The 14,563-nt window shown below is 28.0% G+C and carries 12 protein-coding genes; 2 read left to right on the top strand and 10 right to left on the bottom strand.

Features of this window, described 5'->3' with window-relative positions; genetic code table 11:
- Positions 1-134: 134 nt before the first annotated feature.
- The 5 genes from HBE96_RS10715 to HBE96_RS10695 form a co-directional block, all read right to left on the bottom strand.
- Entirely contained in the window at positions 135-473 is a 339-nt protein-coding gene (locus tag HBE96_RS10715; protein ID WP_169297760.1) for a hypothetical protein, read from the bottom strand.
- Positions 474-573: 100 nt separating this feature from the next.
- Complete coding sequence (locus tag HBE96_RS10710) at positions 574-1,116, bottom strand: metal-dependent hydrolase (protein WP_169297759.1); 543 nt, start codon at positions 1,114-1,116, stop codon at positions 574-576.
- Positions 1,117-1,335: 219 nt separating this feature from the next.
- A complete protein-coding gene (locus tag HBE96_RS10705; RefSeq protein ID WP_206154896.1) occupies positions 1,336-1,746 on the bottom strand; it encodes a hemerythrin domain-containing protein in 411 nt (136 codons plus the stop codon).
- A 478-nt stretch (positions 1,747-2,224) separates the two neighbouring features.
- Positions 2,225-2,524, bottom strand: a complete 300-nt coding sequence (locus HBE96_RS10700; protein ID WP_169297758.1) for a hypothetical protein — start codon at positions 2,522-2,524, stop codon at positions 2,225-2,227.
- A gap of 309 nt (positions 2,525-2,833) precedes the next feature.
- On the bottom strand, positions 2,834-3,778 hold the full coding sequence (locus tag HBE96_RS10695; RefSeq protein ID WP_169297757.1) for a DMT family transporter: 945 nt from the start codon (positions 3,776-3,778) through the stop codon (positions 2,834-2,836).
- 355 nt (positions 3,779-4,133) lie between these two features.
- Here HBE96_RS10695 and corA point away from each other — a divergent pair, with 355 nt between their 5' ends.
- Positions 4,134-5,198 carry a magnesium/cobalt transporter CorA gene (gene corA / locus HBE96_RS10690; RefSeq protein WP_169297756.1) on the top strand — a complete coding sequence of 355 codons (1,065 nt, stop codon included), beginning with the start codon at positions 4,134-4,136 and terminating at the stop codon, positions 5,196-5,198.
- A 922-nt stretch (positions 5,199-6,120) separates the two neighbouring features.
- Here corA and HBE96_RS10685 read toward each other — a convergent pair.
- Positions 6,121-7,497, bottom strand: coding sequence for an MFS transporter (locus tag HBE96_RS10685; RefSeq protein ID WP_169297755.1), 1,377 nt, complete (start codon positions 7,495-7,497; stop codon positions 6,121-6,123).
- A gap of 651 nt (positions 7,498-8,148) precedes the next feature.
- Here HBE96_RS10685 and HBE96_RS10680 point away from each other — a divergent pair.
- Positions 8,149-9,255, top strand: coding sequence for an MGDG synthase family glycosyltransferase (locus HBE96_RS10680; RefSeq protein WP_169297754.1), 1,107 nt, complete (start codon positions 8,149-8,151; stop codon positions 9,253-9,255).
- A gap of 102 nt (positions 9,256-9,357) precedes the next feature.
- Here the strand turns inward: HBE96_RS10680 and HBE96_RS10675 are convergent, their stop codons facing one another.
- The 4 genes from HBE96_RS10675 to HBE96_RS10660 form a co-directional block, all read right to left on the bottom strand.
- Positions 9,358-10,314 carry a metallophosphoesterase gene (locus tag HBE96_RS10675; RefSeq protein ID WP_243186899.1) on the bottom strand — a complete coding sequence of 319 codons (957 nt, stop codon included), beginning with the start codon at positions 10,312-10,314 and terminating at the stop codon, positions 9,358-9,360.
- Positions 10,315-10,548: 234 nt separating this feature from the next.
- Positions 10,549-10,998 carry a GNAT family N-acetyltransferase gene (locus HBE96_RS10670; RefSeq protein ID WP_169297752.1) on the bottom strand — a complete coding sequence of 150 codons (450 nt, stop codon included), beginning with the start codon at positions 10,996-10,998 and terminating at the stop codon, positions 10,549-10,551.
- Between the two features lie 131 nt (positions 10,999-11,129).
- Positions 11,130-12,176: a PocR ligand-binding domain-containing protein gene (locus HBE96_RS26670; protein ID WP_169297751.1), complete on the bottom strand. Its 1,047-nt coding sequence runs from the start codon at positions 12,174-12,176 to the stop codon at positions 11,130-11,132.
- A gap of 26 nt (positions 12,177-12,202) precedes the next feature.
- Positions 12,203-14,197: a methyl-accepting chemotaxis protein gene (locus tag HBE96_RS10660; RefSeq protein ID WP_169297750.1), complete on the bottom strand. Its 1,995-nt coding sequence runs from the start codon at positions 14,195-14,197 to the stop codon at positions 12,203-12,205.
- Positions 14,198-14,563 lie beyond the last annotated feature (366 nt).

Raw genomic sequence — 14,563 nt, 5'->3', positions numbered from 1 at the left:
AATAAGTTATCTTAAAGACATGAGATAATACGCTTACAAGAATAATATTAATTTAGCCTTTACATTTATGTATTTAGTTTTAAATAAAAAAGACTTAATTTAATAAGCCTTTTTAACATGTAATTATTTTATTGTTAACTAAATTTACATAGTTTCTCATTCCATTTTGATATACAAATATAATCAAGTGGATTATCATAGAAAAACCACTTAAATACTCCACGTTTTGAGCCAAAATTTCTATTAAACTTCTCCATCATATTATTAAATTTATCATCAGCATGTAAATGGGGATCATTCTTATCAAGATTTATAATATATCTATACTCGAAAAAATTACCTCCATTGTCATTTTCAAAAAACATATTAGGATTAGTAGTTAAAAACGTTACTTTCTTCCCTATGCTCTTTCTTTCTCCTAATTGTGGAATAAGTTTGCTATACTTTCCATTTGAAAAATGATAAAATATCATTCTTTTACACCTCGTTTCACTTATAATGTTATCACTAATTAGTATAAAAGTATAATATAACTCATATTTCATATATTTTGTTGCAATTAGCATTAATAAATTATAACCTGCCAGTTTTCAAAAATTCTTTTACCCTTTTATTAATAACTAATTTAATAACATAGTAACCAATAATAAATGCTCCTAATATTTCAGGTCCGTACACAAAAGGATTTGTTAGCAAATTTACAATATTACTGGCTATCCAATTTCCCTCCGGCCTGGTAGGGAACTTTAGTCCATAAGCTGGCCAAAACCATATACCTGGATACAGCCACATACTGTCAAATATTTGATGTATTAAACTGCTCACTCCTAGTAATGTAAAACTATTATTTCTGCTTCTTTTATAATAATATATTCCTATAATTATTAATAATACAGAAAATATTAATGAATGAGCAAATATTCTACTATTATGAAATGTACTTCTAAAAAAGTAAGCCCCTATTGGCTTGTCTATAATATCTGGAAGTACAGCTCCGATAGCAATTAACCTATAATCTATATATTTTTCATTGTTATTAACCTTTACTTTGAAAGCAACATTCTCATATAATTTAAAAGCCGCAGTTGTTATTCCTACATGTCCCAAAAATATCATATTATTACCTCTACCATTTATAGTATCATTTGTATAGATATTATTACATTAAACGGTTGAATATTCAAGTTTTAAAAAAATGTTTTTAAATTTATTCTCTTTTTAACATATTTAGTTTCTACTAAATAATACAAATAAACACTAAACAGATAATCATATTAGACTATATACTTAGTGTTCATAATAATATATTCATTTAAATTAATTGAATTCTTTTTATTACTGTTTTATAAGTGGATATAAATATTTATCTTCTTTATCAAGCCTATTTTTAAGCACTTTTATAATTTCGGCTGTGCATCTTTTAAAATTTTCCACATCCTCATTAATTTTATTTTTAGTATTAAATTTAATTTTGTACTTTTCAAACTCAATACTTATATCTCCCATTTCATCTATGTATTCTTCTGCCGTATTTTTAAGTTTAATATCGTTACTTTTTAGTAATTGGGGATATAGGAACTTATCCTCTGACTGCAAATGAACTTTTAATATACCTGTCAATACGTTAATATTTTTAGCTATTTCAAAAGAATCATTTTCTATATTATTCCTTGCAATTAAACTTTCTATATCCTTTATGCTTTCATGTATTGCTTCATGTTGTCTTACAAAATTATTGATATTCATAATAATCATTCCTCACTCTCATTAAAAAGCTTTATTAGTAATCTCTTTTAACTGCCTTAAGTATACTATAATACTCAGTTGAATTCTGTAGCAGATGTTACCAATAAGAAACTTTTATAGGAATAACTTTAGGTAATCTTATTTTAAAAATAAAGAATACTTTGTAACTTTTATTGAAAATTATAAGATAGCATCAAATAACTTAATGCTTTAGAATTGATAATATATTTAATCATATTAGAAATGCAAAATATTTCCTGTTTAAAATGCGTGAGTTATTAAATATCATTTCTTGAGCTTCACCATACTTATTCTGCTAAATTAATTACTGCTACCCTGGCTTTAACCTTCTCTGGTAAAGCTCATTATAAAATGATGTTAAACAAGTACTTAATTCTTATTTTATATACAATGAATAAAATATAACAGACTATGCTAAAAATTTAACTAAAAAAATTACATGTAAAGCCTTAATGAGCTATTCACTTACCCTTAATATACCTTCCTTTTCATTTATATAAGGTAATGTTTTTACTATTTCATAAACATACTTTAATTTTTGTTTTTCTTCTTTTAATATAGCATCCTTTTCAACTTCATTAAAGCAAAGCATGTTACACCAAAAGTCCACAAAATCGTCCTTAGTTATAAAATGTGTATCCTCTTCATCCTTAACTACAAATCCAGTTTTAAACTCTTCTAAAATTTCAACATCTTTAATTTTATTGTTTGAAACACTTCCACATACATCATTCCACATAGTTTTAAACGCTATCATGAAATTGTACCTCCTAATATTATAATTAATTCACACATATATGTATATAGTATAACATATATTATGCTTAAGTCAAACTTATTAATTGTTTTAAATAATAAAATATAGTATTAAAATTAATTTTAGTATACTTATTCGCTTTTAGCTGTCTAATCTAATACAAATAACTTTTATTAATTCAAAAGTTACTATAGATATGCAAACATCATAATTAAATCTTACATTACTTCAATGCATACTAAAATTCAATTTTAATTTTATAACAAAATTAAGATTTTCAAGTTAGATATATATAATGAATTGTATAACTTATATATTGGTGGCTTCACTTTCTTCAGATTTTGCTCTATAGTAATTTGTGCCCCCTACCCCTACTAATATCATAATTGCACCTATAACATGATACCAATAAAAACTTTCATTAAGTATAACTACCCCAGCTGTAACCGATACGATAGTTGATATGTTCGCAAACACTGAACATCTTGAAGCTTCCATTTTGGAAAGAGTATAGTTCACTAAAAAATATGCTATTATAGATGATATAATTCCAAGATATAATATTGAAGTTATAAAGGTTACACTTTTTAATGGTGCGAAATAAAATGATAATTTTTTATTTACAGCAAGTTTAATAATAGAAATTCCATTAAAACATATAGCTCCTATAAACATCATAAAATATGTTATTTCAAAAGCAGTAAATTTTATTGATATCTTTCTTGATATTATATTGAAAAATGAAGCTGAAAACACTGCTCCTAACAGTAATATTATGCCCAAAATAGAACTTTCCTTACTGTCAGAACTTCCCATTACCACTATTAAAATTACACCAGCCACAGATAATATTATATTTGCAGTTTGTTTTGGAGTTGGCTTTTCTTTCAATAAATATGCCGCTAAAATTGTTACTACTACTGGTATAAGAGCAATCATGAGTCCAGCCAGAGAAGATGCTGTTCTTTGCAACCCATAGGTTTCAAAGATAAAATAAATTACAGGTTCAAAAAAACTAATACCAATAAGCCATTCTATAGGTTTATGCTTATAATTTACTTTTATTACTCTTAAAGCTATAAGTAGTGTCATCACGAGAAAAGCAGTTAAAAATCTGAAAGAAAGAAGAGTTATAGGATCGGTTACCCCTAAGGCCTTTTTTGAAAATAAAAAACTTAGTCCAAAAATAAAATTAGTCATTAAAGCAGTTATATATGGAAGAATACTCAATATACTTTTCTTATTACAAATCATACTACAAGTCATTCCTTTCACTTTTACCTAATATAAAAATGTAACTTATTCTATTAAAAAAATCGCTAATACAAAGCGACCTAAAAACAAAGTTGTCTGATAACTATAATCTCTAATATTCCTATACACTTTAAGTAAATATTACTATTTAAAATGACACTATTATAAGCCACTACAATATTATTTCCAAAATAAGTATACTACAAAATTATTTGGCATACAATGGAAATAAAAATTTAAAAATTCTTTTATTGCTACAAAAGTTGAGGTTTTCATTTTTAATGTTAAAATTATTATTAGTTACTAAAACTCGTAATATAAAAATTATAGATTAGTTATTATGGTGGTGAAATATATGAGCAGATATATTGTTAATAATCCTAAAAAAGTAGGTTCTGCCCCTGGAACTCTTGTACACATCGGCAGCAGGTTTAAAGAAAATTCAGAAATAACATTTATTAAGTATGATAAGGAAACAGAAGAAACATTTCATACAAATGATATAGATAAATGCTTCTCCTATATTGATAATAAAAAAATAAATTGGTTAAACATTGAAGGTCTTCAGGATGTGTCCATTATAGAAAGAATAGGTAAAGAATTTAATCTTCATCCTCTATTACTTGAGGATATATTAAACACAGGACAGAGAGCTAAAATTGACGATTATGATGATTGTATATTTATTGTATTAAAAGTTCTTACCTATAATAAGAACTTAAAGAAAATAAAATCTGAACAGGTAAGCTTTGTTTTTGTTAATAATTGCATTATTAGTTTTCAAGAAAGAGATATAGGTGTATTTGATAATGTTAAAAATAGAATTAAGGTATCTAATGGTAATATAAGAAAACTCGGGGCTGATTATCTTCTATACGGCTTAATTGATGCCGTTGTAGATAGTTATTTTGTTATACTTGAAAACTTCGGCAATAAAATAGATTCTGTTGAAGATGCATTAATAAATAATCCTCAAAAGGGAATTTTAAAAAGTATACACAATCTCAAAAGAGAAATGCTCTTTTTGCGCAATTCTATATGGCCTTTAAGAGAAGTTGTAAGCATACTTGTAAGAGGTGATAACTCTCGTTTTTCTGAAAACACTATAGTATATTTAAGAGATGTATATGATCATATTATACAAATAATTGATACTGTAGAAGTATATAGAGATATGTTATCCGGTATGTTAGATACTTATCTTTCAAGTATAAGCAACAAAACAAATGATGTTATGAAAGTTTTAACTATAATATCCACTATTTTTATTCCAATAACATTTTTAGCTGGAGTATACGGTATGAATTTTAAGTACATTCCAGAATTAGAGATGCCTTATGGTTACGGACTCTTTTGGGTTATTGTAATAATTATTACATTACTAATGATTAGATACTTTAAAAAGAAAACATGGATTTAAGCCTTACATTTAAAGCATAATACGACGCAAGTAACCGAAGAAACGTTAAGCTGTATTCCGGCTGATATATGTTGTGAAGGAACACTCGCCTCATTTAAGAAGTTCTAATGCCTGAGATATTGAAAAATGCCTACCTCCTCAAATGTGACGTCCTGTCACTTTCGGAGCTTTTGCCGTCCTGGCAAAAATTACGACATTTTTCAATATCTCAAGCAAAGAACTTCTAAAATTTGCTCGAATGTTCCTTCACAACATATATCAGTCTTCATACAGCTTAACGTTTCTTCTTAGTACATTGCGTATAGCATTATTTCAAAAGGCTTGTAACTCCATATTTAAAAAGCGTAGCTTTCACAATATTTACTACTTACATCAAGAGATACAAAGCATTTAATAGAAAACTATCTAACTTGTTAATCTCTTTCGAGATATTTCTATAAAACAGAAAATAACTTCTACATAAATTTAATATATTAAACAACAGGCTCCGCCTCAATTCTTTAGCGATATTAACTTTTAATCAAATACAATTTTGATTAAGCCAGATTATATATAACAATAAACCTAAATTTGTATAACTGAAGTAACTAGTTTGAATTTTGACTTTTACGTAGGGATATATAATAAGTGTTTCATCACATTAGCTAAATTGTTTTCTTATTAGTCTTAGCGAGAAGTTAAGGAAAGCCTTAGAACTTTAGCCTTGTTTGAGGGAACCGAGTTTGGCAAAGTTCTTAGGTTTTCATGAATTTTGAGCTTAGAATAATTAAAAACATTTAGCAGTGATGAAACACTTATTATATATCACGTAGTAAAAGTTAAAATACAAACTACTACCGTACTTCAATATCTTAGTTGCGTCGCATTATTTTTAACATATGAAAGTTTAATAGTTTACTAGAATGCTGAAAATGATATAAAGCTATGTTGATTTTGATCGTTTATAAAGAATTTCTTTAACTTCACTAATGTCTTTAACATTACTTTTAGCCATTTTTACATAACAAAAGGCCGCTGGAATGAGAAATAATTGAAATATTGACAAAGTAATTATATAGTTATTAGGTTCTACTGAGTATCTAGACACAGCAGCTAAAAGTGTTCCAACTCCAACATTTCCTAAAGTTCTACCTAAGCTATTAGCAAGATTAGCTGTACTAAAGGAGGTTCCTCTATGCTCTGGAAGATTTACATCTGTTATCAATGCAAGCCAATTTGGTGTATTTGCAGATTGCGCTGATGATGCAAAAAAAGATAAAATAAACATTGTCATTATCCATGGATTTATAGCTATCTGTTTTAATAAATTAAAAAAGATTAAAGGTGCATTATAATTCCCGGGCAATAATAACTTATTCATTGGTACTATAAACATTAATACATAAAATGGCATAGTAATAAAAACAAAAAATGAAGTTAGTATAGCCCTTCCTTTATAGCTTTTTCTTTGAGCCCTGTCGCCTAGATGACCAAAAAATGATGATGTTAACCCGCCTACTTGAAATAAAGCAAAAAGAAAACCTGAAGCAATTACTGCAGTTTTATTATCATATCCTTGATACTGAATTTTTGAAATATACAGCGTTGGCAGCCATATCAAACTTCCAGTTGTAATATTCATAAAAAAGCCTTGAAAAAATAATAAAACGTTACTATGTTTTAAAGCTAATTCATATAGTTGGTTAAATTCTATATTGTAATTATATTCATATCCCTCTTTAACAAGTTCCTTTAACTCAGGTTCAGCTTCTCCTAAGTTAGGCTCTTTTATAAAAAGATATAAAATAATTAATAAAAAACCTATTATACTTACAATTTTAAATGGTTCTCTCCACCCTGCATAAGTAGCAGTAAGAGAAGCCATTAAGGATCCTGCAATTCCACCAAAACCTTGTGACATTCCCCAAAGGCTTAAAATCATACCACGCTTTTTGTGGGGAATGTAATCAGTTAAAACACTAAATCCAATAGATGCTATACATCCAAGACCTATTCCAGTAAAAATTTGAAAAATCAAAAGTTGTATATAATTATTACTAATAGAGGTCAAGAACACTGATATTGACCAAAAAACAGTACCTATAATAATTAGCTTCTTTCTTTTAAATTTTCCTGAAAGATATCCCCAGTAAACTGATGAAAGTGCCGTAACTAAAATATTAACAGCTGATACAACTCCAAGTGCAGATAAATTTATCTTTAGATCTTTAGCTATAGAAGAAAATAGCGGTGGAAATAATCCTATAATAATGTTATCAAAAGCAGCTAATGCTACAAAGACCGATATGGTATATATCATTTTTAAGTTTTTCTTATCCGTAAATCTTCACCCCTTTTCATAAGCTCACTCATATTCAAAGCAACTTTCTAATAGATACTGTTTACTGATTTTACAAGATACACCTTAAGTTATAATTAAAGATAGATAACTTAAAAATACATAAATAATAGTATATATGTACGCTGCAGTAAGAAGAAACGTTAATCTGTATGAAGACTGATATATGTTGTTCAGGAACATTCGAGGGAATTTTAGAAGTTCTTTGCTTGAGATATTGAAAAATAGCGTAATTTTTGCCAGGAAGGCAAAAGCTCCGAAAGTGACAGGACGTCACATTTGAGGAGGTAGCTATTTTTTAATAGATCAAGCATTAATACTTCTTAAATGAAGCGAGTGTTCCTGCACAACATATATCAGCCGGAATACAGCTTAGCGTTTATTCGGTTACTCGCAGTTACATAGCAACTTGCTCATTATATTAAATGAAAGTTGAATAAATACTTATCTAATAAAGTATAGTTTCTACCAAATCTACATAAAAAATTAATTTTTAACGTAACATAATTAAATAAAAAAGTTTTTTACTTAATTTATTATGAGCTAGAATAAATTTTTTGCAATTTTAAATGTTCTCATGGATACATATTTAAGAAAGGAATGATATTTATTATGACTAAAAATATACTTATTATTTCCTCTGATTACACAGGACATGGTCACAAAAGTATAACAGAATCTTTATGTGAAGTTTTTTCTCAAAATAACAATGTTAAAATTCATGTGGTAGATGGATTTTCGCTGGGTGGTAATACCCTTTTAAAAATAGGTAAATCCTATGGTCCCATAACAAGAAAATCTGAAAGTTTATGGGAGTTAGTATGGAATGTTTCTACCCTAAAGCCTCTATTAGTTAATGAATTTATTGAATTAATAATAAGGGATAATTTACTGAAGCTTATAAAAGAAGTTAATCCTGATCTAATTTTATCTGTACATCCTAACTTTAATGGTTCTGTTATAAATGTATTAGAACAAAATAAAATTAAAATACCATTTGTTACTTTAATAGCAGATCTAGTGAGTATCTATCCTCTTTGGGCAGATACTAGAGCTGATTATATTATAAGTCCTACTGTAGAAGCAAAAGATAAGTGCATAGAATATGGTATTCCAGAAGAAAAAATTAAAGTTTTGGGCTTTCCTGTGCGTTCAAGGTTTTATAATCACGAAGAACATAGTGGTTATAAATCAGATGAACCTTTAAAATGCTTAATAATGAGCGGTGGTGAAGGTGTTGGTAATATGAGAAAAATAGCTGAAGTTCTTCTTGGTAACTTCAACTGCATTGTTAGAATTATTGCAGGAAGAAATACAAGACTTAGAAATGCACTTACCAAATCACTAGGCGAAAAGTATGGTGACAAAGTTGAAATCTATGGTTTTATGGAAAATATACAGGAGTTGATGTTTTCTTCTGACATTGCCATTACCCGTGGCAGTCCAAATGTTATGATGGAATGTACAGCATCTAATATACCTTTAGTCATTACTGGTGCTTTACCTGGGCAAGAGGAAGGCAATCCTAAATTTGCCGAAAACTATAATCTAGCAGTAGTATGTACAGATATAAAAAAAATGAAAGATACTATAGAGAATTTGATGAAAAATAATGGAGAAAATTTAAACAAAATAAAAAAGTCCCAAAGAAACTATAATACTGCTAATTCTGCAAAAGACATTGTGAACTTTATCTTAAGTGTTATTAGCAATGATTAATTGTAAATATGCAAAAAGCGCTTGATAATTAAAATCATAGATATCAAACGCTTTTTAATATTTTATTTATATTGCAACCACTTTTTTACATTAAGTTCTCTATTATAATCTTATCCTATTAACATTAATAATCTTTAACTCTCTATCTAAATCACCATTCAACTGAAAATCGAACTTTAAAAATTCACTAGGATAAATCCTGTTTTCACAAAAAGTACAGTGGCCAGCATTGGCAGTTAAATAAAAAGGTATATTACCATATTTAACAACAGGTGCACAAGTATTTTTCTGATAAAAACAGTGAAGATGATGAGTTACTATCGCAATTATCTTACTACTATATATGTCTATAAACTCATTGAAATTATTGGTAAATATACAATTTAGAGAATGTGGTGTTTTGTTTTTATGATCTTTGTCCTCTAATTCTCCCATACTAGGTGGAATATGCATATCTATAAGAAAGTTTACATGTGCATCTGTTTCATTTATATAATCCTCTATTTTATTAAGTTCTTTTTTAAAGTAACTGTGTTTATTAAAAAATCCATCAGATTTGCATCCTGTATTTAACAATATAATACTTAGCTTTTGAGGAATTAAACTTATTATTTGGTTAGTTCTACCTATTAATTCAATATAGTTAATTTCACTAGCTGTAGAATTAGTGTATTCATGATTTCCGATATTCATAAAAAAAGGAATATAATCTTCCTTTACAGTATCTTTATATAATATTTCTTTAGTTTTATTTGCAAACTTCATTAATCCTTCCTTGGTTCCATTGTTTGTTCCATCTCCCCCATGGATAATGCATAATACATTTTCACATTGCATTGCCTTTTTCAACAAGCGAGAATATTTTTCTAAATTTGTTACTTTTTCTTCTCCACAGGTTTTATTAATATGGGTATCCCCCATAAAGATTATCGAAAATCTTTCTTTAAACCTTTCTTGCCTAGATCTATAACTTAATATAATATTTCCCAAATCATTCAACCTTAAATTCAAACAATTATCAAATAATATTTTCAAGCAATCATCATTCAATTTCAACATCTCCTTGCATCACTTATGTTTAGTGTGCTTTTTCTATTATATTAAAAAGCAATTTATTCCGTTACAATCACACAAAACATAAAAAGCAAGTTCTTAGTTGTAGCTGAATTATAAATAAGGGACTTTTCAAAATGCATATATATATTTTGAAAAGTCCCTTATTTATCTTAGAATACCGAGTTCTATTACTTATATTTTTTATAAATACATGGTATATTAAATCCTCGATTTAAATTATTTAGATTTCTTATAAAGCATTTCTAAATGTGGAATTTCATCCTCCAAGTACTCACTAGAAACTGCCTTAAATCCAAGACTTTCATAAAAACCTATTAAATATGCTTGAGCACCTATTCTAATTTCTGTTTCTTTTAAAGTTTCCTCAATAAATTTAATTGCTTTTATAAGCAATTCTCTTGCTATAGATTTTCCCCTATAATTTTTATTTACAACTACTCTTCCAATTGATACTTCGTCATAAGAAACACCTTTTTTTAATATTCTAGAATAAGCAACTATGTTATCCTTGTCTTCAAGAAATAAGTGATATGACTCTTTATCTCTTCCATCACAATCTTCATATGGACACTGCTGTTCAACTATAAATACATCATTTCTTAATTGTAGTACTTTATACAGCTCCTCATTGGTTAATTCTTCAAATTTCTTTAATTTCCACTCCATACTTTCACTCCTTTAATAAACATATTAAAATAACATTCGCATAAAACTTTGAATTTCATGTGAATGTTATCCTTATTTAATATACTTCCATTTTTAAAAATTTTTCATTAAACCTGATAATAGAAACATTTTTATTTATGAGAATTAGCTAATTTATTTAATGTATCAGTAAGTTCTGTAACTTGTTGCAAATTTGCAGTAACTTCTTCAATTGCAGCAGACTGTTGTTCTGTAGTTTCTAGCGTAGCAGTAGAAGATTCTATAGTTTTATCCACTGATTTCTGTATTTTACCTGTAAGTTCTGATATTTTAAGAGCTGTTTCCTTGGAACTTTGGGACAAACTTCCTATTTCTTTTGCAACAACTCCAAAACCTCTTCCAACTTCTCCTGCTCTAGCTGCTTCTATAGATGCATTTAAGCCAAGCATTTTTGTTTGATCTGCTATGCTTTTTATTGAATCAAGTATTGTATTAATTTCCATAGATATATTTTTTACATTAACTATTTCTTCACTTAAAGTATGTTGATTATTAGTAACATTAACTGAAGATGCCGATAACTCTTCCATAGTTGCTGATATTTGATTAAAACTATCCGAAAGTACCTGAGACATACTTTTAATTTTTAATTCTTCATATCCTATTTTTGATAATGCATTAGCAATAATATATAGTACTTCTGCTGCTGCTCTTACACTCTTTTCAGTAGTAACCTTTATTTTATTTGCTGCTTCTACATATCCGTTTTCATTAACTCCTATTTCCTTTGCAGTTTCTTTACATTTTGATTCGTTAGGATTAGAAGTTAATATTTGTCCACCTAAAATTGTTCCAATTTGTCTACCTTCCACTATTATAGGTGCAGCAAAATCAACTAATCCTGCATGACAGGTATAAATATGTGGTTTTCCTATTCTTGCTGCTTCTTCGCCGCCTCTTTTATGCGACTTAGCACACCTGTCATTACCTACATTAGTAGATTGGGTAAACTTCATGCAAAAATCTGTAAAAGAACTTGGCTTAGTTACTGGTTTTCCATTAACATCTACAGTTATACTTGCAATTTCCATACTTTCTGCAAAATTGTCCTGAAACTTTTGAAGTAAATCAATATTAATAACATCTTCTATCTCTATTAAATTTAGATCAATATCATTACCATTAATTATTTTTATCATATTAATTCCTCCGCAGGATGCTAAATTTAAATTTTAAACTTTTGAATCATTTCAGTAAGTGTTTGAGCAAATTCTGCTTGTCCCTGAGCTGTCACCGCTACTTGCTCTACAGCTTTTGTTGTTTCATCAATGCTTGTTTTTATTTTTTCTGCACTTTCAGATGATTTCTGGGCATTTCCAGCCATGCTCTGTACTGATTCGCTTACTTGATCTATTGTAGCATTAAGTCTTTCTGACATAAGAGCTATTTCCTTTGACATTTGTGCAGTAAACTCTGCATCTTTATAGTATTGATTTCCCATATTCTTAAATTCTCCAAGCTGTGGATCTACATTTTCATTTACAAATTTTAAGATATCATTACTATTATCGGCACTATCTTTAAATGCTTCATATACTTTTTCAATAGTATTCTGAATAACCGTTACTGACTCTGATGATTGTTCTGCAAGATTTCTCACTTCATCTGCTACCACAGCAAAGCCTTTACCTTGTTCACCAGCTCTAGCTGCTTCTATAGCTGCATTAAGCGCAAGTAAATTTGTCTGCTCTGCTATACTTGCTATAGTCTCCGCCATATTTCTTATATTTTCCACTATCTTTCCAGCTTCTATTGACTTCAATATTTGTTGTTTCTTATCTTCATAAATACTTCTTGTTTCTTCTATAGATGCTTTTCCTTTATTACTACCTTCTACTGCTCTTTCTTTAGATTCATTTGCAACATTGCTTCCTTCTTCAGCTTTTTCTGTTAATTCCATAATATTAGAATTTATTTCTTCTATGGAAGCAGTTATTTCTTCTGAAGAAGCACCTGTTTCTTGTATAGTATCTACTATACTTTTAGTTGCTTCATTTATTTCGTGAAATTTTGATGTTAATTCCTCAGTAGTTGCTGAAAGCTCTTCACTAGAAGCACTCATATCCTGAGAACCATCTATTATTTTTTTAATTAATTCTATCAATTCCTTCTGCATTATAGTAAATGAATTAGAAAGTTGTCCTATTTCATCCTTATAAGACAATAGATCTTCACAACTATTATCATAACTTAAATCATAATTGCTTATTTTTTTCATAGCTTTTGATAAAGTTATTATAGGATCTCCTATTTTTTTACCAAAGTATACTGAAACTGCAACAGCTACTAATAACGCTGCAATCGTTATTAAAGTAAAAGAGAATACTAATTTTTTCATTGGTTTAATTACTTCAGATACAGGTACTGAAAATCCTACTGTCCAATTACTTACTTTTACTTTAGAGGTTACAAAATATTTTTCTTTTCCATCATAATCTTTTAAAGTAGTAATATCGTTACTTAAAATTTTAGAAAACTGTCCATTCATAACTTTATTAACATTTTGAGTCCCTTTGTCTGTAGGCTTAAAATCCTTATTAGCATGAATCAAAAAATTATTTTCATTATCAATTAAAAAAGCATAACTATTTTCTATAGGTTTAGCCTTTTCAAGAATGCTTGTGATTGTTCCTAATTTAATGTCACAACCTAAAACTCCAATTAATTCACCATTTTTAGTTACAGGTCTTGCTATACCTACCATCATTTCTTTTGTTTTAGCATCCATATATGGTGTAGAATAAATTAATCCATTCTTTTTAACTGCTTCTTTATACCAAACTCTTTGCGTAAAATCCATATCTGCTGGTGGAACCCATCCACTTCCAACAAGCATTTTTTTATTAGCAAAGGCTATGTATATATCTGAAGCATTCGAATTATTTTGTAACTTTTTCTTAAAATATGCCATAATTCTTGCATCATCTAAAGAATCCATATTCTCTAATGCATCACCAGTTTCATTAAGTATTTTTCCCTGACCATCAAGCCAACCGTTAATAAGCTCTGAATACTTATCTGCAGAAGTTTCAAGTCCATTTTTAGACTCTTTCATTATAGAATTATAGGATATGGAATAAGTAACTATAGATGATAACAATAAGCTTAAAACACATACTAAAGAAATTACTAATGTTATCTTTGATTTAATACTTTTCATAAAGTATCCTCCTTTACAATTTATTATAGTACTCATATCTGTATCGTATATTTTACAAATAACTTAATATTTCTACCTATTTCGGCAAAATATTATTTTTTAAATCTTTTCGCGTGCTTTATTTGGCAATTATTTCCAATAATATTCAAATAAGTAATTGTATGGTTTTAAAGCGTTTACATTTATAAGTTTTTCACATAAAAAGTTAATTACAATCATATGTAATTATTTCTTGTATCAGGTTTTAGTGGATTCAATCCCTTTCTAAGCAATAGCTATAAAGCTACTAATTGATCGACTTTAATATTTCTAATTATGCTAGTTATTATAATTAATATAGATTATTTATAAAGTTCTATTTTTAAG

It is taken from the genome of Clostridium muellerianum, assembly GCF_012926525.1.
GTDB classification, from domain to species: Bacteria; Bacillota; Clostridia; order Clostridiales; family Clostridiaceae; genus Clostridium_AM; species Clostridium_AM muellerianum.
This window is presented reverse-complemented; position numbering and strand designations above follow the sequence as displayed.

Coding starts and splice junctions, on each gene's coding strand:
- HBE96_RS10670 (WP_169297752.1), bottom strand. CDS start 10,998: ATGGAGTGGAAATTAAAGAAATTTGAAGAATTAACCAATGAGGAGCTG.
- HBE96_RS10695 (WP_169297757.1), bottom strand. CDS start 3,778: ATGATTTGTAATAAGAAAAGTATATTGAGTATTCTTCCATATATAACT.
- HBE96_RS10685 (WP_169297755.1), bottom strand. CDS start 7,497: ATGATATATACCATATCGGTCTTTGTAGCATTAGCTGCTTTTGATAAC.
- HBE96_RS10700 (WP_169297758.1), bottom strand. CDS start 2,524: ATGATAGCGTTTAAAACTATGTGGAATGATGTATGTGGAAGTGTTTCA.
- HBE96_RS26670 (WP_169297751.1), bottom strand. CDS start 12,176: ATGATAAAAATAATTAATGGTAATGATATTGATCTAAATTTAATAGAG.
- corA (WP_169297756.1), top strand. CDS start 4,134: ATGAGCAGATATATTGTTAATAATCCTAAAAAAGTAGGTTCTGCCCCT.
- HBE96_RS10675 (WP_243186899.1), bottom strand. CDS start 10,314: ATGTTGAAATTGAATGATGATTGCTTGAAAATATTATTTGATAATTGT.
- HBE96_RS10680 (WP_169297754.1), top strand. CDS start 8,149: ATGACTAAAAATATACTTATTATTTCCTCTGATTACACAGGACATGGT.
- HBE96_RS10660 (WP_169297750.1), bottom strand. CDS start 14,197: ATGAAAAGTATTAAATCAAAGATAACATTAGTAATTTCTTTAGTATGT.
- HBE96_RS10715 (WP_169297760.1), bottom strand. CDS start 473: ATGATATTTTATCATTTTTCAAATGGAAAGTATAGCAAACTTATTCCA.
- HBE96_RS10710 (WP_169297759.1), bottom strand. CDS start 1,116: ATGATATTTTTGGGACATGTAGGAATAACAACTGCGGCTTTTAAATTA.
- HBE96_RS10705 (WP_206154896.1), bottom strand. CDS start 1,746: ATGAATATCAATAATTTTGTAAGACAACATGAAGCAATACATGAAAGC.